17 protein-coding genes and 1 tRNA gene are annotated in these 18,403 nt (G+C 67.1%); 9 read left to right on the forward strand and 9 right to left on the reverse strand.

The window, feature by feature from the left end; translation table 11 throughout:
- Positions 1 to 12 precede the first annotated feature (12 nt).
- Positions 13 to 681, reverse strand: a complete 669-nt coding sequence (locus V1Y59_RS15115; RefSeq protein WP_330505786.1) for a 4a-hydroxytetrahydrobiopterin dehydratase — start codon at positions 679 to 681, stop codon at positions 13 to 15.
- A gap of 45 nt (positions 682 to 726) precedes the next feature.
- Here V1Y59_RS15115 and V1Y59_RS15120 point away from each other — a divergent pair, with 45 nt between their 5' ends.
- The 3 genes from V1Y59_RS15120 to V1Y59_RS15130 all read left to right on the forward strand — a co-directional run bounded on the left by V1Y59_RS15120 (position 727) and on the right by V1Y59_RS15130 (position 1,943).
- Positions 727 to 1,326 (forward strand): hypothetical protein, encoded by a 600-nt coding sequence (locus tag V1Y59_RS15120; RefSeq protein WP_330505787.1) that lies wholly within the window; start codon positions 727 to 729, stop codon positions 1,324 to 1,326.
- An 81-nt stretch (positions 1,327 to 1,407) separates the two neighbouring features.
- Positions 1,408 to 1,483: transfer RNA gene (locus V1Y59_RS15125), tRNA-Thr, on the forward strand.
- A gap of 73 nt (positions 1,484 to 1,556) precedes the next feature.
- A complete protein-coding gene (locus V1Y59_RS15130; RefSeq protein WP_330505788.1) occupies positions 1,557 to 1,943 on the forward strand; it encodes a hypothetical protein in 387 nt (128 codons plus the stop codon).
- 29 nt (positions 1,944 to 1,972) lie between these two features.
- On the opposite strand, the gene V1Y59_RS15135 is transcribed toward V1Y59_RS15130, so the two are convergent.
- The 3 genes from V1Y59_RS15135 to V1Y59_RS15145 all read right to left on the reverse strand — a co-directional run bounded on the left by V1Y59_RS15135 (position 1,973) and on the right by V1Y59_RS15145 (position 4,526).
- Positions 1,973 to 2,944, reverse strand: a complete 972-nt coding sequence (locus V1Y59_RS15135) for a ketopantoate reductase family protein (RefSeq protein WP_330505789.1) — start codon at positions 2,942 to 2,944, stop codon at positions 1,973 to 1,975.
- An 81-nt stretch (positions 2,945 to 3,025) separates the two neighbouring features.
- Positions 3,026 to 3,463 carry a hypothetical protein gene (locus tag V1Y59_RS15140; RefSeq protein ID WP_330505790.1) on the reverse strand — a complete coding sequence of 146 codons (438 nt, stop codon included), beginning with the start codon at positions 3,461 to 3,463 and terminating at the stop codon, positions 3,026 to 3,028.
- 43 nt (positions 3,464 to 3,506) lie between these two features.
- The gene (locus tag V1Y59_RS15145; RefSeq protein ID WP_330505791.1) at positions 3,507 to 4,526 is read right to left on the reverse strand and encodes an AraC family transcriptional regulator; all 1,020 of its coding nucleotides are present in this window, start codon (positions 4,524 to 4,526) and stop codon (positions 3,507 to 3,509) included.
- Between the two features lie 156 nt (positions 4,527 to 4,682).
- Here V1Y59_RS15145 and V1Y59_RS15150 point away from each other — a divergent pair, with 156 nt between their 5' ends.
- From V1Y59_RS15150 to V1Y59_RS15160, 3 genes are all read left to right on the forward strand, one after another.
- The gene (locus V1Y59_RS15150; RefSeq protein WP_330505792.1) at positions 4,683 to 6,083 is read left to right on the forward strand and encodes an FAD-binding oxidoreductase; all 1,401 of its coding nucleotides are present in this window, start codon (positions 4,683 to 4,685) and stop codon (positions 6,081 to 6,083) included.
- Between the two features lie 93 nt (positions 6,084 to 6,176).
- Positions 6,177 to 6,386 (forward strand): hypothetical protein, encoded by a 210-nt coding sequence (locus tag V1Y59_RS15155; RefSeq protein WP_330505793.1) that lies wholly within the window; start codon positions 6,177 to 6,179, stop codon positions 6,384 to 6,386.
- A 5-nt stretch (positions 6,387 to 6,391) separates the two neighbouring features.
- A complete protein-coding gene (locus V1Y59_RS15160) occupies positions 6,392 to 7,315 on the forward strand; it encodes a LysR family transcriptional regulator (protein ID WP_330505794.1) in 924 nt (307 codons plus the stop codon).
- Here the strand turns inward: V1Y59_RS15160 and V1Y59_RS15165 are convergent.
- The 4 genes from V1Y59_RS15165 to V1Y59_RS15180 are packed head-to-tail and all read right to left on the reverse strand — an operon-like array spanning position 7,305 to position 10,830.
- Entirely contained in the window at positions 7,305 to 8,387 is a 1,083-nt protein-coding gene (locus V1Y59_RS15165; RefSeq protein ID WP_330505795.1) for an ABC transporter substrate-binding protein, read from the reverse strand. The genes V1Y59_RS15160 and V1Y59_RS15165 overlap by 11 nt on opposite strands.
- A 40-nt stretch (positions 8,388 to 8,427) precedes the next feature.
- A complete protein-coding gene (locus V1Y59_RS15170) occupies positions 8,428 to 9,225 on the reverse strand; it encodes an ABC transporter permease (protein ID WP_330505796.1) in 798 nt (265 codons plus the stop codon).
- Complete coding sequence (locus V1Y59_RS15175) at positions 9,222 to 9,998, reverse strand: ABC transporter permease (RefSeq protein WP_330505797.1); 777 nt, start codon at positions 9,996 to 9,998, stop codon at positions 9,222 to 9,224. Before V1Y59_RS15175 ends, V1Y59_RS15170 begins: the two co-directional genes overlap by 4 nt.
- A complete protein-coding gene (locus V1Y59_RS15180) occupies positions 9,991 to 10,830 on the reverse strand; it encodes an ABC transporter ATP-binding protein (RefSeq protein ID WP_330505798.1) in 840 nt (279 codons plus the stop codon). Before V1Y59_RS15180 ends, V1Y59_RS15175 begins: the two co-directional genes overlap by 8 nt.
- 195 nt (positions 10,831 to 11,025) lie before the next feature.
- On the opposite strand from V1Y59_RS15180, the gene V1Y59_RS15185 reads away from it, so the two are divergent.
- Positions 11,026 to 12,663, forward strand: coding sequence for an acyl-CoA synthetase (locus tag V1Y59_RS15185; protein ID WP_330505799.1), 1,638 nt, complete (start codon positions 11,026 to 11,028; stop codon positions 12,661 to 12,663).
- 155 nt (positions 12,664 to 12,818) lie between these two features.
- On the opposite strand, the gene V1Y59_RS15190 is transcribed toward V1Y59_RS15185, so the two are convergent.
- A complete protein-coding gene (locus V1Y59_RS15190) occupies positions 12,819 to 14,117 on the reverse strand; it encodes a DNA polymerase III subunit delta' (RefSeq protein ID WP_330505800.1) in 1,299 nt (432 codons plus the stop codon).
- Between the two features lie 171 nt (positions 14,118 to 14,288).
- Between V1Y59_RS15190 and V1Y59_RS15195 the strand changes: the two genes are divergently transcribed.
- Both V1Y59_RS15195 and V1Y59_RS15200 read left to right on the forward strand, forming a co-directional pair.
- Positions 14,289 to 15,746, forward strand: a complete 1,458-nt coding sequence (locus V1Y59_RS15195) for an adenylate/guanylate cyclase domain-containing protein (protein WP_330505888.1) — start codon at positions 14,289 to 14,291, stop codon at positions 15,744 to 15,746.
- Between the two features lie 94 nt (positions 15,747 to 15,840).
- Entirely contained in the window at positions 15,841 to 18,186 is a 2,346-nt protein-coding gene (locus V1Y59_RS15200) for an arylsulfatase (protein ID WP_330505801.1), read from the forward strand.
- Positions 18,187 to 18,403 lie beyond the last annotated feature (217 nt).

The following is an 18,403-nucleotide window of genomic DNA, read 5'->3' on the forward strand; positions in this document are numbered from 1 at the left end:
CGCAGATTTCAGTCACTCCCGGCCGCGCCACGTGCACAGACAGATCTCGTTGCCCTCGGCGTCGGCGAGTACGTACCATTCCGGCGCGAAGTCGTCGGAGACCAGGCTGCCGCCCGCACCGATCGCCGCAGCGATCCGTTCCTCCACCACGTCGTGGGGCACCCACAGGTCGACGTGCACCCGATTGCGTTCCGGGCGCGGCTCGTCCATCTGCTGGAACCACACCCCGGGCAGGATTCCCGCCGAATCGGAGATGTCCACCGACGTCTCCTCCGGCTCGTCGTCGTAACCGAGGACCGCCTTCCAGAACGGTCGGATCTTATCGATGTCGAGTGCGTCGATACCGAGTTCGAATCGAGCCGGTGGCGCCGCCGCGGGTTCGAGGTCCAGGTCACTCGCGATCGCCGAGATCTGATTCGCCAACGCCACATCGGCCTCGGTGAGCCGGTGTGCGCTGTGCGTGGTGAGCGCGAGGTGGACTGAGCCGTACCGCAGTTCGACGTCGGGATGGTGCCCGGCCGCCTCCGCGGCCTCGATGATCTTGGCGACGAAGTCACCACCCCGCACCATGTTCTTGGTGCGAAATGCGGCGTAGACGGTGTCGGCCATCACCCGCCACGGATCGGAGAGCGCCTCGGTCGCCGCGGCAGCGCTGACTGGTGTTCCACTGGATCCGGTCATGACTCGACCCTACGGACGCCGACCGATCCTGGGTACCCTCACGATGTGCTGCTACCGGTGCGGACCGCGCAAGGTGTGGCGGACGGGTCGATCGACCTGGCCTTCCGCCGGTGGAAGACGCCGCGGGTCAAGCCGGGCTCGACGTTCATCAGCTCTGCCGGGGTCATCGAGATCGTCACCGTCGACCCGGCCGACGCCGACGACATCTCCGACGACGACGCACGTCGAGCGGGATTCGCGTCACCTGCGGAGGTGATCTCGAAGCTCCGCAAGAACGACGACCCGATCTTCCGGGTCGGGTTGCGATGGGTGGGACCCGACCCCCGGATCGCGCTGCGGGCGGACGCCGACCTCTCCGACGACGATGTGGGCGATCTCGTCACACGGCTGGACCGCCTGGATGCCCGGGCCTCGTACGGACCGTGGACCCGGGCGACCCTCGACGTCATCGCACGACGCCCGGCGGTCGTGTCCACCGAGCTCGCCGCCGAACTCGGCAGGGAGCGTGCGGAATTCAAGCTGGACGTGCGCAAGTTGAAGAAGCTCGGACTGACCCACAGCCTGGACGTGGGCTACGAGTTGTCGCCGCGCGGGAGGGCGTTGCTGCTGCGGCTGGACGACGAGACCTCACGTCCGGATGATTGAGCCCGCCCGGCACCGCGCCGGGCCGGTTTGGTCGCTCACCACCCCGCTCGCTACACTCGTGTGCGCTGCCGCGCGCAGCACGCCGCCCTAGCTCAGTCGGTAGAGCAATTCACTCGTAATGAATAGGTCAGGGGTTCGATTCCCCTGGGCGGCTCCACCGTGTGCGTGTGGGTCATTCACGCGAAGGACACCCGCCATCCGCGCCCGAGCTTCGCCTAGAGTCGTGCCTCGTGAATACGAAGAAGATCATCGCGGGGGCCCTGATCGGCGGCGCAGCCATCATGGGGATCAGCGTCGGGGCCGGTCACGCAGAAGCGAAGATGGAGCCTGGGCTCTACAAGCACCAGGGTTACTGGCATCAGTTCCCGATCTTTCCCGAGTCGAATGTGAAGATCGTCGGGGACAAGATGTACTCCGACGTCTACGGGATCACGCCCATGCAAGGACCGTCGACCATCTTCCCACGCAAGAACGGCGGAACCGTATCCACCGCTGACAACCCGGTCGCGCTGTGGGCGGGTCGTACGGATTACACAAAGACGCCGTATGGATATCTGGGAAACACCTACACGTACGGAATCCCGAGCATCGGGTCAACCTTGACCAAGGTCGACTGAACAGTCCGACACGGCTGCTCTCGGCGCGACTACAGCGTGCTGATCGCGGCGAGCGCCGCCCGCGGATCCAGGCTGCCCGGCGCAAGCCCCTCGCGGATCAGACGAGCCGTCTCCACGTGGACGAGTTCGTTCGCCGGAGTCGGAACCCCGTGTAGGCGGCCCAACAGCACGATCTCACCCGTCAGATAGTCGATCTCGCTGTCGGGAGCACCCCGGGCGATGCTCTGCCAGGTGGAGCTCCCGATGCTGTCCTCACCGCTGTCGCGGCGCACGATCAGGTCGCCGCGTCGTTCGCGGTCGACCGCGTCGCTGACCACGTCGATGCCCGCGGCGACCAGCACTGCTTCTCCCTCGTCCCGCACGCGCCGCATCAGTTCGGCGGTGGCGTCGCCGTCACGCCGATAGGTGGCGTCGACACCGTTGCCCAGGTTGAGGACGAGCTTGCGGTACTTCCAGGCCATGATGTCGGCACGCGGCACGGATTCGAACCCGGCCGTTGCGAAGTCCGATGAGATCTCCGCGGCGACGTCGTCGGTCCCGACCGGGAAGCGGCCGATGTCGAGGATGCCCGGTGTCGCCGACGATCCCTGCACGACCACCCCTGGCTCGAGGTGCAGCGCGGGCAGCATCACGCAGATCGAGTATGTGTTCGGGAATCGCCGCAGGATCGCGGACTCGTTCGCCACGCCGTTCTGGGCCGACACGATCGGTGTCGTCAGTGGGGCGTGGGCCTGGAGGTCATCGAGTACGGCCGCCGTGTGCTGGGACTTCACGCAGATCAACACCACGGTGTCGGAGGTCCAGTCGATCTCCGACGCATGCGCCACCGCCGGGACGGCGAGCGTCTCGGCCCCCTCGGCGAGGTCCAAGGTGAGCCCGCGGTCGCGGATCGCGTCGAGGTGGTCCCCACGGGCGATCAGGGTCGTCGGAATCCCGGCCCGAAACAGCTGACCGCCGACGACGCCGCCGATCGCGCCGGCCCCGAAGATGACGAAACGCATGGTCACCAGAGTAGGGACACTCGCCCGAGGGTCGGGGTGTCGGCCGGTCAGGTCACCTGTCGAGGCAACTGGCGTCTGGCGTCACGAGCACCCGACCGTCACGGCGTGGACCGTGAACTCGCCCAGATACACCTGTCCCGTACGCGGTGTCACCTTCCACGGCGTGCGCCCGACGATCTGTGTCTCCGAGCCGTACCTGAAGGTCGACCCATCCGCCCGGCGATGGGTGTGGCACGACCCGTTGGTGTACGAGACCAGGCCTTGATAAGCCTTGTGCGGCAACAGCCCCTTGTAGATCATGCAGCCGCTCGGGGCGGTGTTCAGTGTCTTTCGTGGACCGAAGATGTCCCGAGTCACCAGCGTGACCGGCCCGACGTAGGGTTTGCCGTCCGCCCACGTCGCACACAGCCGCACCGATGGGGGCGCAGCGGCATCCGCCGAGCCGGCGCCCACCCAGACACCCACCGTCGTCATCGCCGCCACCACGATCATCACGAATCCGACGACCCGCACCCGCATGTGTTGCTCCGTCCCCCGCGGTCACCAACTGCCAGGATCGAGGCTAGCCGTTTCGAACCGACGGGTCCGCCGCGCCGGACACGTCGTCGTTCATCCGAACGACTCCACGACGCCACGCCCCCGGCGCCACCCCGACGTGCCGCTTGAAGGCCCGGTTGAACGCCGACTCCGACTGATATCCAACGGTATTCGCAGCGCTTGCGACCGTTGTCGCCCCGGACTGCAGTAGCCGGGCCGCGAGCTGGAGACGCCACCGCGACAGATACGTCATCGGCGGCACACCGACATAGGCGGTGAATCGATCGGCGAACGCCGACCGCGACATCCCGACGTCGCGGGCGAGCCGGTCGAGGGTCCACTGCTCGTCGAATCGGCCGTGCATGAGCCGGAGGGCGGCACCGACGTCCCGGTCACGCAGCCCGGCCACCCAACTCCGCGCCTCCGGTGGCAGCCCGTCGATGTGTGAACGAATCGCCTCCAGGAACATCAGCTCGGACAGCTTCGCCAGCATCGCCTCCTGACCGGCGTCCCGATCAGCACTTGCCGCGATCGCGGTGTCCAACAGCGAGGTCATCCACCCCCAGCTCCGACTGGACACCGGCGCCAGGATCATCCGGGGCAGTGAGTCCAGCAACGGATTGAAAGGCCCGCTGTCACAGGCGAGGTAGCCACAGACGATGCGACATCGCTCGGAATCGGCGTCCCCGTTGATGTCGATCACGAAGGGCAGCGCCTCAGTCACCGGACGGTAGTACTGCGACATGTCCGGCTGCCCCCGCATGCCCGGTGCCGACGACAGGATGTTCCCTTCCCCGGACGGGAAGATGACGATCTCCCCTGCCCGCATCAACGCTGCGGGCTCCGGTGCCTCGACGGCCTCCACCCAGCAACTACCCGACGTGAGGACATGGAATGCGATCAGATGCTCGGCGTCCGCAGCCACCTTCGCCGCGATCGCGGCGGTCGGCGGGCTCTGTGCGACGAACGGCGACCGCGCGTCGATGTCGTAGTACACCGCTCCGGTCATGCGCACCGCGAGCAGCACGTCGGACAACACGTCCATCACGCACCTCCGCCGACGCCGGGCGATCCCGGACGAACGGGCAAGACCCCCGGTAGCCAGGACATTCCGGCACGAACCCGATCTCCGTAGCGTCGCTTGCACACCGCGTCCCACGCCATTCTCCCACCGGCGGGCGCCCCGGAGAAGGAGCCGATCATGTCCACAGTCGAAGCAGGTGGCGGCACCGTCGCCGACGAACTACGCGCGGCCGTCCGAGGTCCGGTGATCGGTCCCGGCGATACCGACTACGACGACGTCCGCAAGGTCTACAACGGCGCCATCGACCGGCATCCCACCGCAGTCGTCCGAGTCGCCGACGTCGCCGACGTGATCACCTGCGTCGACTTCGCCCGCCGCCACGCGATGCCGCTCGCAGTCCGCGGCGGCGGCCATCACGGAGCCGGTTTCGGCGTCGCCGACGACGCCCTGGTCATCGACTTCCGGGATCGCCGATCGACCACCGTCGACCCGGTGGCAGCGACCGTACGGGTCGACGCCGGATGCACCTGGGGCGATGTCGACCACGCCACGGGCACGTTCGGGATGGCGACCCCGTCGGGATTCGTTTCCACCACGGGCGTAGCCGGACTCACTCTGGGAGGTGGCACCGGCTATCTCACACGGCATTTCGGACTTACCATCGACAACTTGCTGTCGGCTGACGTGGTCCTCGCCGACGGGACGTTCGTCCGGGCGAGCAGCGGATCGCATCCCGATCTGTTCTGGGCCCTGCGTGGGGGCGGCGGCAATTTCGGGGTGGTCACTTCGTTCACGTTCCGTTGCCACCGCGTGGGTGACGACGGTGAGATCATCGGCGGGCCGGTGCTCTACGACATCGCCGATGCCGACGAGGTGTTCGGCTGGTACCGCGAGATCCTCCCGTCGCTGCCCGACGAACTCAACGGGTGGATCGGTGTGCTCGAGGTCCCGTCCGCGGCACCGTTTCCCGAGGAGCTCTGGCGGCGTCGGGTCTGCGGGATCGTCTGGTGCTATTCGGGATCACGCGCGGATGCCGACGAGATCCTGAGGCCGGTCCGCGAGTTCGGATCGCCGCTGCTGTCGGGTATGGCGCCGATGCCCTACCGCGCACTGCAGCAGGCCTTCGACGGTCTGCTGCCGTCCGGGCTGCAGTGGTACTGGAAGGCCGACATCTACGAGGAGATCACCGACCACGCCATCGCCGTGCACCGGCAGTTCGGCGAGGACATCCCCACGCCACTGTCGACCATGCACCTCTACCCCATCAGCGGAGCAGCCGCCCGGGTCCCCGAGGACGCGACCGCCTTCGCCTTCCGGCGCGGCGGATGGAACGGGGTGATCGCCGGAATCGACCCGTCGCCGGCCAATCTGCCGAGGATCTCGGCGTGGGCCCGCGACTACTGGGCGCAGCTGCATCCCACCTCCGCCGGCGGCGGCTACGTCAACATGATGATGGACGAGGGCGACGAGCGTGTCCGGGCCGCCTATCGCGGCAACTATGAGCGCCTCGCCCAGGTCAAACGCCGCTATGACCCCACCAACCTGTTCCGGCTCAACCAGAACATCGCGCCCTGTTGACCGCTCGCTCCGCCGGGTCCCAGGCATCGGCTCCTATAGTGGAACCAGGGTCACCGGTCCGCGGCGTTGCCACCGGCAGCAGAGGAGAAGACGATGTCCGACTTCATCAACAAGATCAGAGAAGAAGCCAAGGCAGTCTCCGCCGCGATCGACCAGGAGCTGACGGTTCTCGAGGGGGTCGACGGCTACGATCCGCTGCGCGAGGAGGACGACACCTCCGACGAGCGGAGCGACCCCGGACCCGACACCGACGAGACCCCCTCCGACGACACCGAAGGCGGCGGGACCCCCGTCGAGGAGTAGAACGCGTGGTCGCCCGCCGGCTGCCCGACATCGCGGCACTCGACATCGTCGTCACCGTCGCCCGTCTCGGCAGCATGGGTGCGGCCGCCCGAGATCTCGGCATCAGCCAGCAGGCCGTCAGCGCACGGGTGCGCAGTGTCGAACGCGAACTCGGCGTGGAGATCTTCATCCGCTCGGCCGGCGGCGTCGACGTCACCGCCAACGGGATGGCCGTGCTCGAATGGGCCAACGCCCTGGTGGAACGCGCAGCGCAGTTCATGGCCGGCGTCGACTCCCTCGTCGACGCGCGGCATGCCACCCTGGTCGTGGCGGCGTCCAAGACGGTCGCCGAATATCTGGTCCCGCGCTGGATCACCACACTCACCCACCACAGCGACGTGCGGATCTCGGTGCGCCCGATGAACTCCGCCGAGGTCATCGACACCGTCCACCACGGCGACGCAGACCTCGGATTCATCGAGAGTCCTGGCCCGACAGGGGATCTCGACGATGCGCTGGTGGCCCGCGACGAACTGGTGGTGGTCGTGGCGCCGCCGCATCCGTGGGCCCGGGAACGCACGGTCACGGTCGACGAACTGGCCGCGACACCACTCATCCAACGGGAGCCCGGCTCCGGAACACGCGTCACGTACGAAGCCGCACTGGCTGATTCGGGTGCGATCCCGACCGAGCCGCTCATCGAGCTGCGGTCGGTGACCGCGATCCGGTCGTCGGTCCTGACGTCGTCGGGGGTGGCGGTGTTGTCCCGTCTGTCCGTCGACGACGACATCGAAGCAGGCCGGCTGGTGCGGGTGGAGGTGACCGGCCTGCGGATGATCCGGCCGCTGCGCGCCGTGTGGTCGTCGAACATCCGGCTGCGCGGGCCGGCGCGGGATCTGCTCGACATCGCCCGTCAGACCGGCCGCGCCACAACCGATCTCAACGCTTGAGATCAGGATTCTCGGCGTACACCTCTTCGATCAGCGACATGTCGAAGATCTGCTCGGGCTTGATCGAGTAGCCGGCCTTTTCGAGTGCGATGATGTTCTCCTCGATGAGTGCGTCGGACATCGTGAGCAGCCCGTTGGCGTCGGTCTCCTCCGACACGACGAGCTCGTTCTGTGCGATGGCCTCCTCGGTTTGCTCGGCCTCCTCGAGTCCGAGGTCGGCACCGTACTTGGTGACCGCGAGTCGTGCCGACCCCGCCGGGTCGGCCACGGCGTCGTACCAGCCCTGGATGTCGGCCTTGAGGAAGGCCTTCACCTTGTCGCGTTCGTTGTCGATGGTCTCCTGGCGCACCACGAGGGTCTCGGCGACCAGCGGGAGGTTGAAGTCGGCGAACAAGAAGTTGGTGTTCTCGAATCCGTTCAACCGCAGCATGATCGGCTCGTTGGTCACGTAGCTGACCCAGCCGTCGACGTCGCCGGTGGTCAGCGGCGTCGGATCGTATTGCACGGTGATCTTCTGCACGTCGGACTCTGTCATGCCGTTGGCGGTGAGCAACGCCTTGAAGACGTTCTCGTTGGATGCCTGAACGCCGATCTTGCGCCCGGCCATCTCCTGCGGAGTGCGGATCGGCCGTTCCGCCGACGACACGATGCAGAAGGGATTCTTCTGGAATGTCGCCGCCACGGTCATCAGCGCGGCTCCCTGCAGGATCACCGGCGCGGTGAGTTGCGGAGCGGTCATACCGATCCACACCTTGTTCGACGTCAATCCGGTCTCCACGCCGGTGCCGGCGCCACCACCGGTCAGCAGTTCCGGTGTCCCGAGGCCTTCCGCCTCGTAGTATCCGTTCTCGATCGCCCAGTATTCGCCCGCGAATTCGATGTTCTTCTGCCAGGACAGCTGAACCTTCGGATTCATCGACGATGCACCCGAACCCCCGGAATCACCGCTGCCGCTGCTGCACGCCGCGAGCGCCCCGGTGGCGCCGAGCGCTCCGATCGCGCCCCCGGCCGTCAGTGAGTACCGCAGGAAGGACCGCCGGTCGAATGTGGCGCGGCGCATCGAGTTGCTCATGTGTTCCCTTTCTTCTCCCCCCGGAATCCGATCCGGAAGATCAGTTCTGCTGCATGCCCATTCGGGTGAGCACGATGGTCTCGGCGACACCGACGAACGCGTAGACCACGATCGAAGCGACGGTGATCACCAGCACCGACGCCCACAGCTCGTCGTAGGCGGCGGCCGGAAGTGCCTGCTGCAGTGTCGCTCCCAGCCCTTCGTTGGTGCCGAGCCATTCCGCGACCGTGGCACCGACGATGGCGCCCGGGACGGACACCTTCGCCGCGCTGAACAGCGACGGCACCGCAGCCGGAATCGCCGCCATACGCAGCGCAGTCATCTTCGACCCGCCGTACACGGTGATGACGTCGTTGATCTGCCGTGGCGCGTTGGCCAGTCCGGTCATGATCATCACCAGGGCGGGGAAGAACACGACGATGCCACCCATCACCGCCACCACCGCCACACCGCGTCCGACGATGAGCGTGATGAGCGGTGTCATCGCCACCAGGGGCACCGACCGCAGCAGCATCGCGATCGGCATGAACGTCTGCGCGGCGGGACGTGACAGCACGAACAGCGCGGCGGTCGCGACGGCCGCGGTCATGCCGACGACGAAGCCGATCGCCGCGTCGGTCAACGTGATCCAGAGATTGTCGAGGATCTCCGCGCGTGATGCGGCGGCGTCCGGGTCGGTGAAGAGGTACCCGAAGACGTCGACCGGGGTACGACCGATGATCGGTCCGATGTCGGGGAAGGCGAGCAGGAACAGCCACCAGATCACCAAGATGAGGACGAACGACAGGAGAAGTGACCCGAGGAAACGGCCGATGCTCCACAGTCCCGCCGCGGTCATCGCAGCACCGCCAGCCCCGACGACCACCGCGTCGCAAAACGCGCCAGCACACTGATCACCGCGTAGCCGATGCCGGCGATCGCACCGCTGATCAACGCGATCGCCCAGACCTCGGGGATGTCGCCGCGTTGCTGGGCGACGATCATCGCCGGCCCGGCGCCGGTGTCGGGCATCGCGAGGAACTCGCCCAGGACCGCTCCGAGCACTGCCGCAGGTGCCGCGATCTTCACTGCCGCAAGGGTGTTGGGCAACGCCGACACCGACCGCACCCGCCACAGCTGCGCGAACCGGCCCCCGCCGTACACCTTGACCAGATCGAGGCTGCCGCGGTGCGGCGACCGCAGCCCGCTCAGGGTGCCGATCATGGTGGTGAAGAACACCGAGATCGCGGCGAGAAACACGATCATCGTCTGCACCTCGGCGAACGCCACCTGGATGATCGGCGCCACCGCGATGATCGGAGTGCAATAGGAGATGATCGCCAGCTGGGTGGCGAGCCCTTCGATCGGCGGGATCAGCACGACGAGGACGGCCAGTGCGATGGCCAGGCCGTTGCCCCAGAGGAACCCGCGCAGCGCGAGTTCGACCGTGGACGAGAAGTTGTCGACGTAGAACGCGGTGCCGGTGTCGGCGATGGTCGAGATGACCGCTCCCGGAGTGGGAATGGTGCCGCTGAACCACTCCAGCGCACCCGCGAGCCACCACAGGCCGACCAGGGCGGCGATGCCGATGAGCCCGGCGTACCAGCGGTTGGCACCGCCGAGGTCAGCCACGTGTGGCCTCGGCGGGCTGTCGGGGGCCGTCGTCGGCGTTGGTGCCGAACAGCAGCCCGGACAAGTGGTCGTGAATGGCGTGGAACTCCGGGGTGCGCATCATGTCGGGCACCCGGGGGCGCGGCAGGTCGATGGTGACCATCTCCACGACCTTGCCGGGCCGCGGGCTCATCACCGCGACGACGTCCGAGAGGAACACCGCCTCCGCGATGCCGTGCGTCACCATCAGCGTCGTTGCCGGTTTCTCGGTCCAGATGCGCAGCAGTTCCACGTTGAGCCGTTGCCGCGTCATGTCGTCGAGGGCGCCGAAGGGTTCGTCGAGCAGCAATGCGGTCGGTTTCACCACCAACGCCCGTGCGATCGAGACACGTTGCCGCATACCGCCGGACAGCGTCGCCGGCTTCGACTTCTCGAACCCCGACAGGCCGACGAGGTCGATCAGATCGGCGACCAGGTCGTCGTCGGCCGGCATACCGCCGACCTGCAACGGCAGCTTGATGTTCGCCTCCACCGATCGCCACGGCAGCAGCGCCGAATCCTGGAACGCGATCCCGAGCTGATGGTCGCCTTGCAGCTCGGACGGGGACTGCCCGTTCATCAGCGCGGTCCCCGACGTCGGCTCGTCGAGCCCGGCGAGAATCCGCAGCACCGTCGACTTGCCGCAGCCCGACGGACCGAGCAGCGACAGGAACGCGCCTTCGGATGTCGCGATGGTGACGTCGTCCAGTGCGGTCACCGACGATCCACCGCGCAGCGATCGGGTGGCGAAGGTCTTGGTCAGACCCGAGATGTCGATGCCGGTCCCCGGTGGCCGCGACTCGGCTGCACTCATGAAGCGTGAGGTTAGGAGCCGGGTGTTGCTTGCTGATTACCGCTGAATTATCAGTGACCGCATCCGAAGGATTGTTCGACAGACGGTCGGACCCGCGACCCACGCGGACCAATCTGAACACACCGTGTGTCAGTCCGCCTAGAGTGGCAGCCAGAGCACGTGGTGTGTGACAGATACAACAGGAGGCAGCCGCCAATGGCATCGATCCGCGACCATCTACAGACACTCTCGGACACGTTCGGTGCCATGCGTGTCCTGCAACGGGCGGGTGCGCTGGACTTCAAGAAGCCGCGCGAGGTCGTGAAGGCGGTCAAGCGCAACGAGACGGTGGGTGCACCGGCAGCCATCGTGATGCACGGCGCCGACGAGTACCCCGACGCACCGGCTCTCACGGACGAGCGCGGAACCCTCACCTTCGCCGAACTCGACCGGCAGTCCAACGCATTGGCAAACGAATTGCTCGCGGCGGGTGTCGCCCCGGGCAGCGTCATCGGCGTGATGGCCCGCGATCACCGCGGACTCATCACCGCCCTCAACGGCGCCGGGCGGGCCGGGTTGCGATTGGCGATGATGAACACCGGATTCGGTCAGACCCAGTTCACGGAAGTGGCTGCGCGCGAGAAGATCGCGGCGATGCTCTACGACGAGGAGTTCTCCGAGATCGTCGAGGGACTGCCGAGCGACGTGCCCCGCTACCTGTCGTGGGTCGACGGAGCACGTCCGGTGCCCGAGGGTGTGAAGGTGCTCGACGACGTGGTGACCAGCGGTGACACCAGCACGCCACCGGAACCGGAGAGCTGGGCGGGGCTGGTCATCCTCACCAGCGGCACCACCGGACTGCCGAAGGGTGCGCAGCGCGGCAAGGTCTCGCCGTTCACCAGCGCCCTGCTGCTCGACCGCATCCCCATCCCGGAACACGGCACGATGGTGATCGTCTCGCCGGTGTTCCACTCCACCGGTTTCGCGTTGTGGGGTGTGGGCACCGCCTTGGGCAACAAATCGGTGCTGATGCGTCGTTTCGACGCGGAGAAGACCCTCGCGGCGATCGCCGACAACCGCGCCGACATGCTCGTCGCGGTCCCCACCATGCTGCACCGGATGGTCGCGCTCGGGCCCGACGTGATCAAGAAGTACGACCTGTCATCGCTGAAGATCATCGTGATCGCGGGATCGGCGTTGTCGCCGACACTCTCCGAGGCGGTCCAGGACGCATTCGGCGACGTCCTCTACAACCTGTACGGCTCCACCGAGGTGGCGGTGGCATCGGTGGCGACCCCGAGTGAGTTGCGACAGGCACCCGGCACGGTCGGCCGAGCACCAGTGAGCAGCCACCTCGCCCTGTACGACGACAAGGACCAGCGCATCACCGAGAACGGTGTGCGCGGACGACTCTTCGTCAAGAACGGCGCACCGTTCGAGGGCTACACCGACGGCCGTCAGAAGCAGGTGATCGACGGCTACATGTCCACCGGCGACATGGCCAGATTCGACGAGAACGGCCTGATGTTCATCGAGGGCCGCGACGACGACATGATCGTGTCCGGTGGCGAGAACGTGTACCCCCTCGAGGTGGAGAACCTGCTCGCCGAACACCCCGACGTCGCCGACGTCGCGGTGGTGGGCGTCGAGGACGACGAATTCGGAACGCGCCTACGCGCTTTCATCGTCCGCAGTGAGGGCGCCGACCCGCAGATCGACGACCTCAAGAAGCACGTGAAGACGAACCTCGCGCGCTACAAGGTGCCCCGCGACGTCGTCTTCGTCGATGACCTCCCCCGCAACCCCACCGGCAAGCTGGTACGCCGCCTGCTGCCGACGGGACCGCTCACGTGAGATCACCCGCTCCCTAAGGTCCCCCCGGTCCCTGAGGTCCCCTCGGTCCCTGAGGAGCGAGCTTGCGAGCGTCACGAAGTGCGCCCGTGATGCCCCTTCGTGACGCCCCTCCGCAAGCTCCGGGGCTCCTCAGGGAGCGAGTGTGGGATGGCTCCTCAGGAAGCAGTGGCGACGCGCCGGTCGTTCATCGCCAACCCGATGGTCGCGACCATGGCGTCGACGGCGAACTTGGGCTTCACGTTCACATCCAGCGCGGTGCGGCAGTCCAGCACCGCCTCGACACAACGCAACAGCTGTTCGGGCGCGGCGTAGGCGGCCATCGGCACGGCGATGTCGTCGGTCTTGTCCGGATGCATCGCGGTCACCTGCGCACCGACCGCGAGGACCAGCGCATCCCGGAACAGCGCGGCCAGATCGACGAGCGCGCGGTCGAGCATGTCCCGCGAGACGCGGGTGGCCCGGGATTTCTGCCGCTTCTCCAGTTCCTTCAACGCGCCGGCCGTGCCGCGTGGCGCGCGTGCGGTGCCCTTACCGGTGCCGCCCGCGCCGAGGGCGGTCTTCATCTCCTCGGTCTCGGCTTCGTCGAGCTCGGCGCTGATCGCCTTGGCCGCGTCCTCGGCCGACCGCACCAGCGCCTCGGCCGCCGCATAGGCGGTGGAGTCGCGAGTCGCGGCCCGTGCCAAGCCGAGGGCTTTCTCGCGCTGGGCACGTGCCTCGTCGTCGGTGGCCAGTCGTTTGGCCCGACCCACATGGCCACCGCACACCCCCGCCGCCCAGGCCGCGCGCTCCGGGTCGATGCCGTCACGCTCGATGAGCACACGTTCGATGTCGGCGACCGCGGGCGTGGCGAGCGCGATGTGCCGGCAACGGGAGCGGAGTGTCACCGAGATGTCCTCGGGATCGACCGATGGCGCGCACAGCAGGAACACGGTGCGCGACGGCGGCTCCTCGACCGCTTTCAGCAATGCGTTGGCGGCCTGCTCGGTGAGCCGGTCGGCATCTTCGACGATGACGATCTGCCACCGCCCGGTGCCCGGCCTGCGCGCCGCCGCCTGCACCACGTCGCGGGCCTCCAGCACCGAGAGACTCAGCCCCTGCGGCACGACGTGACGCACGTCGGCGTGTGTCTGCGCCATCACGGTCACGCAGGCGCGGCACTCCCCGCAGCCGATCTCGTCGTCGGACTGACATTGCAGTCCGGCGGCGAAGCATGTGGCAGCCACCGAACGTCCACTGCCGGGCGGTCCGGTGAACAACCAGGCATGCGTCATCGAGGCACGCTGGGCGCCCTCGAACTGGTCGCTGCCGGTTCCGTCGTCCCTGGCGAACAGGGAGGTCGCGCCCGACGCACCCTCGTCGAGGCGTGCCGCGACACCGCGGGCAGCACGCGCCGCCGCACGCAGTTCGTCGGCGACCGCCGCCTGCCCGGTCAAACGATCGAAGACATTTGTCACACCGCCAGCGTAATGCGCAGTTCAGACACCGCCGGCGGACCGGCGCGTGTGTAACAACTGCAAGCAGCCAGCTACCGTTGTTACGTGATTGAACGTCGGTCCCGGTGGTCAAAGGCCCTGCATCTGGGCCGATGGCTGGTGCACACACCGTGGCCGATCCTTGCCCTCGACATGCTCCGCGCGAACGTCGTCGGGGCCCTGTTCACTTTCGCGTTCCTCCGGTTCGGGATGCCGCTCGAGGATTCCATCAGCCTCGACGAGATCACGGCACTGAACCAGGCGATCTTCGCGATCTATCTGGTCGGCGCGATGCTGGTCGGCGGCTTTCTCAGTATCCAGTTGTCCCTGCCGGTACTCGTCTGGCACCGACGACGCACGCGGCTCGACAACGAGAACGCCCGCCGCCGCGCGTTGAAGCTCCCGCTGGTGTTGTCGGTGGTGAACCTCGGGCTGTGGACCGTGGGCGGCGTGCTGTTCACGATGGTGAACTTCTCCGTCTCGCACAAGAATGCGTTCATCGTGGCCATGGCCAGCGCGGTCGGCGCGCTGGTGACCTGTGTGCTCTCGTATCTGCAGGCCGAGAAGGTGCTGCGGCCCATCACCGTCGCGGCGATGGCCAACGAACCCGATGCGGCAGTGGCCCCGAGTGTCACCGCCCGCATCGCGGTGTTCTGGGTGGTCAGCGTGGTCGCTCCGCTGGCGGTCATCATCGGGCTCATCATCTTGCAGCGGCTCGGCTGGATCGAGACGGACCCGGAGGGGTTGCAGCGCCCGATCCTGTGGATGTCGGGCGCGGCGCTGGCATTCAGCGTCATCGCCATCGTGCGCGTGGTCGCTGCGATCAACGACCCGATCAAGCAGTTGCGGAAAGCGCAGAGCGAGGTCAGTGCCGGCAACCTCAACGTGGCCGTCAAGATCTACGACGGCAGCGACCTCGGCCTGCTGCAGGCCGGCTTCAACGACATGGTGGCCGACCTGCGAGAACGACAGGACCTGCGCAATCTGTTCGGCCGGTACGTCGGCGAGGACGTCGCGCGGCGGGCCATCGAGACCGGCACCGAACTCGGCGGTGAGGAACGCTACGTCGGGGTGCTGTTCGTCGACATCGTCGGCTCCACGCGGCTGGCGGTGAACCGGCCGCCGCGTGAGGTGGTGGAACTGCTCAACGAGTTCTTCCGGGTGGTGGTGGCCGTGGTCGGACGCCATGGCGGGTTCGTCAACAAGTTCCAGGGTGACGCGGCGCTGGCGATCTTCGGCGCCCCCCTGGACCTCGACGACTTCGCCGGCCGGGCGCTCGCATCGGCCCGGGAGCTACGCACGGAGCTGTATCAGACCCTCGGTGACACCGACATCGGGATCGGGGTGTCGGCGGGCAAGGCGATCGCCGGCCACATCGGCTCGGAACAGCGACTCGAGTACACCGTCATCGGCGATCCCGTGAACGAGGCCGCGCGGCTCACCGAGCTCGCCAAGGACGAACCGACCCGCGTCCTGGGTTCGGCGCGTGCGGTGTTCCTCGCCTCCCAGACCGAGGCGGAGAACTGGGAGATCGGCGAGGGCGTCGAGCTGCGCGGTCGGGGAATCGAGACCCTCCTCGCGCGGCCACTTCTCGAGCCGATGGGTGTCTGACGAGGCCCGATCACACAATCTGGGTGATGCCCGGTTTCGTCGGCGACCGATACGTTCGGAACGTCACCGGTAACGACGACGGGATCGAGGAAGCATGAGCGACAGGAATTCGGTCATCGGAAACCCCCTTCCGCCCACCCGGACTCTGCCGTTCCCGCCCAAACAGTCGGGCAGCATCGCCGGGCGGACGATGCAGGAGTCCACCTACTCGCCGAAACCCCCGGAGCCCCACCTCCCCGACAACGCACCGAATGTCCTGGTGATCCTGATCGACGACGCCGGTCCGGCGCTGCCGTCGACGTTCGGCGGCAAGATCCGAACCGACACCCTGGATCGCGTGCGGGAGAACGGCATCGGGTTCAACCGCTTCCACACCACGGCGATGTGTTCGCCCACCCGGGCATCCCTGCTCACCGGCCGCAACCACCATCGCGTCGGCAACGGTCAGATCGCCGAGCTGGCCAACGACTGGGACGGATACTCGGGCCGCATCCCGAAGAGCAGTGCGACGATGCCCGAGGTGCTCCGCAACTACGGGTACGCGACGGCCGCCTGGGGCAAATGGCACAACACGCCCGCCGAGGAGACGACGAAGGCCGGCCCCTACGACAACTGGCCCACCGGCGTCGGCTTCGAGTACTTCTACGGCTTCCTCGCCGGCGAGGCCTCCCAGTACGAGCCGAACCTGGTCCGCAACACCACCTCGGTGCTGCCGCCCAAGACGCCCGAAGAGGGCTATCACCTCAGCGAGGACATCGCCGACGACGCGATCGGCTGGCTGCGCGATCACAAGGCGTTGTCACCGGACAAGCCGTTCTTCATGTATTGGGCGACGGGATGTCTGCACGGCCCGCATCACATCATGAAGGAGTGGGCCGACAAGTACGCCGGTAGGTTCGACGACGGGTGGGACGTCTATCGCGAGGAGTCGCTCGACGGCGCGAAGGCCGCCGGCTGGGTTCCGCAGGACACCGAACTGACGCCCCGCCCGGAGAGCCTGGCCGGATGGGACGAGATCCCCGAGCATCAGAAGCCCTTCCAGCGCAGGCTGATGGAGGTGGCCGCCGGCTTCGGCGAACACGCCGACGTCCAGGCAGGTCGACTGCTCGACGAGTTGGAACGGCTCGGCTACAGCGACGACACCGTCGTCGTCTACATCTGGGGCGACAACGGGTCGTCGGGGGAAGGCCAGAACGGGACCATCAGCGAGCTGCTGGCGCAGAACCAGATCCCCAGCACCGTCGACCAGCACATCGCCGCGCTCGACGAACTCGGCGGGCTGGATGTGCTCGGCTCCCCGGCGACGGACAACCAGTATCACGCGGCGTGGGCGTGGGCCGGTTCGTCCCCGTATCAGGGTATGAAGCTGCTCGCGTCCCACCTCGGGGGTACGCGCAATCCGATGGTCATCCAGTGGCCGGGCCGGATCGAGGCGGATCCCGATCCGCGCACGCACTTCACCCACGTCGTCGATCTCGCTCCGACGATCTACGAGATCCTCGGCATCTCGCACCCCGACACGGTCAACGGCATCCCCCAGGATCCGATCGACGGGACGAGTTTCGCGTATGCGATCGACGACAAAACGGCTGTGGAACCGCGTCGCACCCAGTACTTCGAGGTGATGGGGAGTCGTTCCATCTATGCCGACGGGTGGATGGCGTCGGCCCTCGGGCCACGGCTGCCCTGGGTGCCGGGGTCACCTCCCGGGATCACCACCTGGACGCCGGATCAGGACCGGTGGGAGCTCTACCATCTCGACGAGGACTGGAGCCAGGCCCATGATGTCGCCGAGCAGAACCCGGAGAAGCTCGCCGAGCTCAAGGAACTGTTCGCGATCGAGGCGGCGCGCAACGACGCCCTGCCGATCGGCGGCGGCCTGTGGGTGCTGACTCACCCCGATCAACGAATCACCCCACCGTATTCGGAATGGGAGATGAGTGGCGACACGGTGCGGGTACCGGAGTTCTGCGCACCCTCGCTCGGCAATCGTCCGAACACGGTCCGCATCGACCTCACCGTCGGGGATCGCGCGAACGGTGTGCTCTACAAGCTCGGCGGCGCCGGCGGCGGGCTCACGTGTTTCGTGCTCGACGGTGTGCTGACCTACGAATACAACCTGTTCCTCATCCAGCGGACCAGGATCGTCGCGGACACACCGCTCGAGGCCGGTGAGCACACCGTCGAGATCGCGACCGCCTATGTCGAGCCCAAGCCGGGTGGGCCACTCGCAGTGACCATCCGGGTCGACGGCACCGAGGTGGCGTCGGGGACCGTACCGGTCAGTGCCCCACTGCTGTTCAGCGCCAACGACTGCCTGGACATCGGCCGGGCCTACGGTGGTGCGGTGTCGCGTGCCTACGTCGACAAGATGCCGTTCGCGTTCGACGGCGCGATCGATCGGGTGCACATCGAGTACGTGGTTCCTGCGGGGTCATGAGGATGTTGCAGCACAGGGGGTTTCGATACGCCCTCCGCTAGCGCTCCGGGCTACTCAACCAGCGGGAAGGGGCGCCCCCCCACCCCACCCGTTGATCGAGTAGCCACGTGCGAGCGGCAGCGAGCCCGAGGCGTATCGAGATCCTTGGATCGAGTAGCCACGTGCGAGCGACAGCGAGCCCGAGGCGTATCGAGATCCTTGGATCGAGTAGCCACGT

The sequence above is a fragment of the Gordonia prachuapensis genome (assembly GCF_036350515.1).
Lineage (GTDB): Bacteria > Actinomycetota > Actinomycetes > Mycobacteriales > Mycobacteriaceae > Gordonia > Gordonia prachuapensis.

Coding starts and splice junctions, on each gene's coding strand:
- V1Y59_RS15115 (WP_330505786.1), bottom strand. CDS start 681: ATGACCGGATCCAGTGGAACACCAGTCAGCGCTGCCGCGGCGACCGAG.
- V1Y59_RS15135 (WP_330505789.1), bottom strand. CDS start 2,944: ATGCGTTTCGTCATCTTCGGGGCCGGCGCGATCGGCGGCGTCGTCGGC.
- V1Y59_RS15140 (WP_330505790.1), bottom strand. CDS start 3,463: ATGCGGGTGCGGGTCGTCGGATTCGTGATGATCGTGGTGGCGGCGATG.
- V1Y59_RS15145 (WP_330505791.1), bottom strand. CDS start 4,526: ATGGACGTGTTGTCCGACGTGCTGCTCGCGGTGCGCATGACCGGAGCG.
- V1Y59_RS15150 (WP_330505792.1), top strand. CDS start 4,683: ATGTCCACAGTCGAAGCAGGTGGCGGCACCGTCGCCGACGAACTACGC.
- V1Y59_RS15155 (WP_330505793.1), top strand. CDS start 6,177: ATGTCCGACTTCATCAACAAGATCAGAGAAGAAGCCAAGGCAGTCTCC.
- V1Y59_RS15165 (WP_330505795.1), bottom strand. CDS start 8,387: ATGAGCAACTCGATGCGCCGCGCCACATTCGACCGGCGGTCCTTCCTG.
- V1Y59_RS15170 (WP_330505796.1), bottom strand. CDS start 9,225: ATGACCGCGGCGGGACTGTGGAGCATCGGCCGTTTCCTCGGGTCACTT.
- V1Y59_RS15180 (WP_330505798.1), bottom strand. CDS start 10,830: ATGAGTGCAGCCGAGTCGCGGCCACCGGGGACCGGCATCGACATCTCG.
- V1Y59_RS15185 (WP_330505799.1), top strand. CDS start 11,026: ATGGCATCGATCCGCGACCATCTACAGACACTCTCGGACACGTTCGGT.
- V1Y59_RS15195 (WP_330505888.1), top strand. CDS start 14,289: ATGCTCCGCGCGAACGTCGTCGGGGCCCTGTTCACTTTCGCGTTCCTC.
- V1Y59_RS15200 (WP_330505801.1), top strand. CDS start 15,841: ATGAGCGACAGGAATTCGGTCATCGGAAACCCCCTTCCGCCCACCCGG.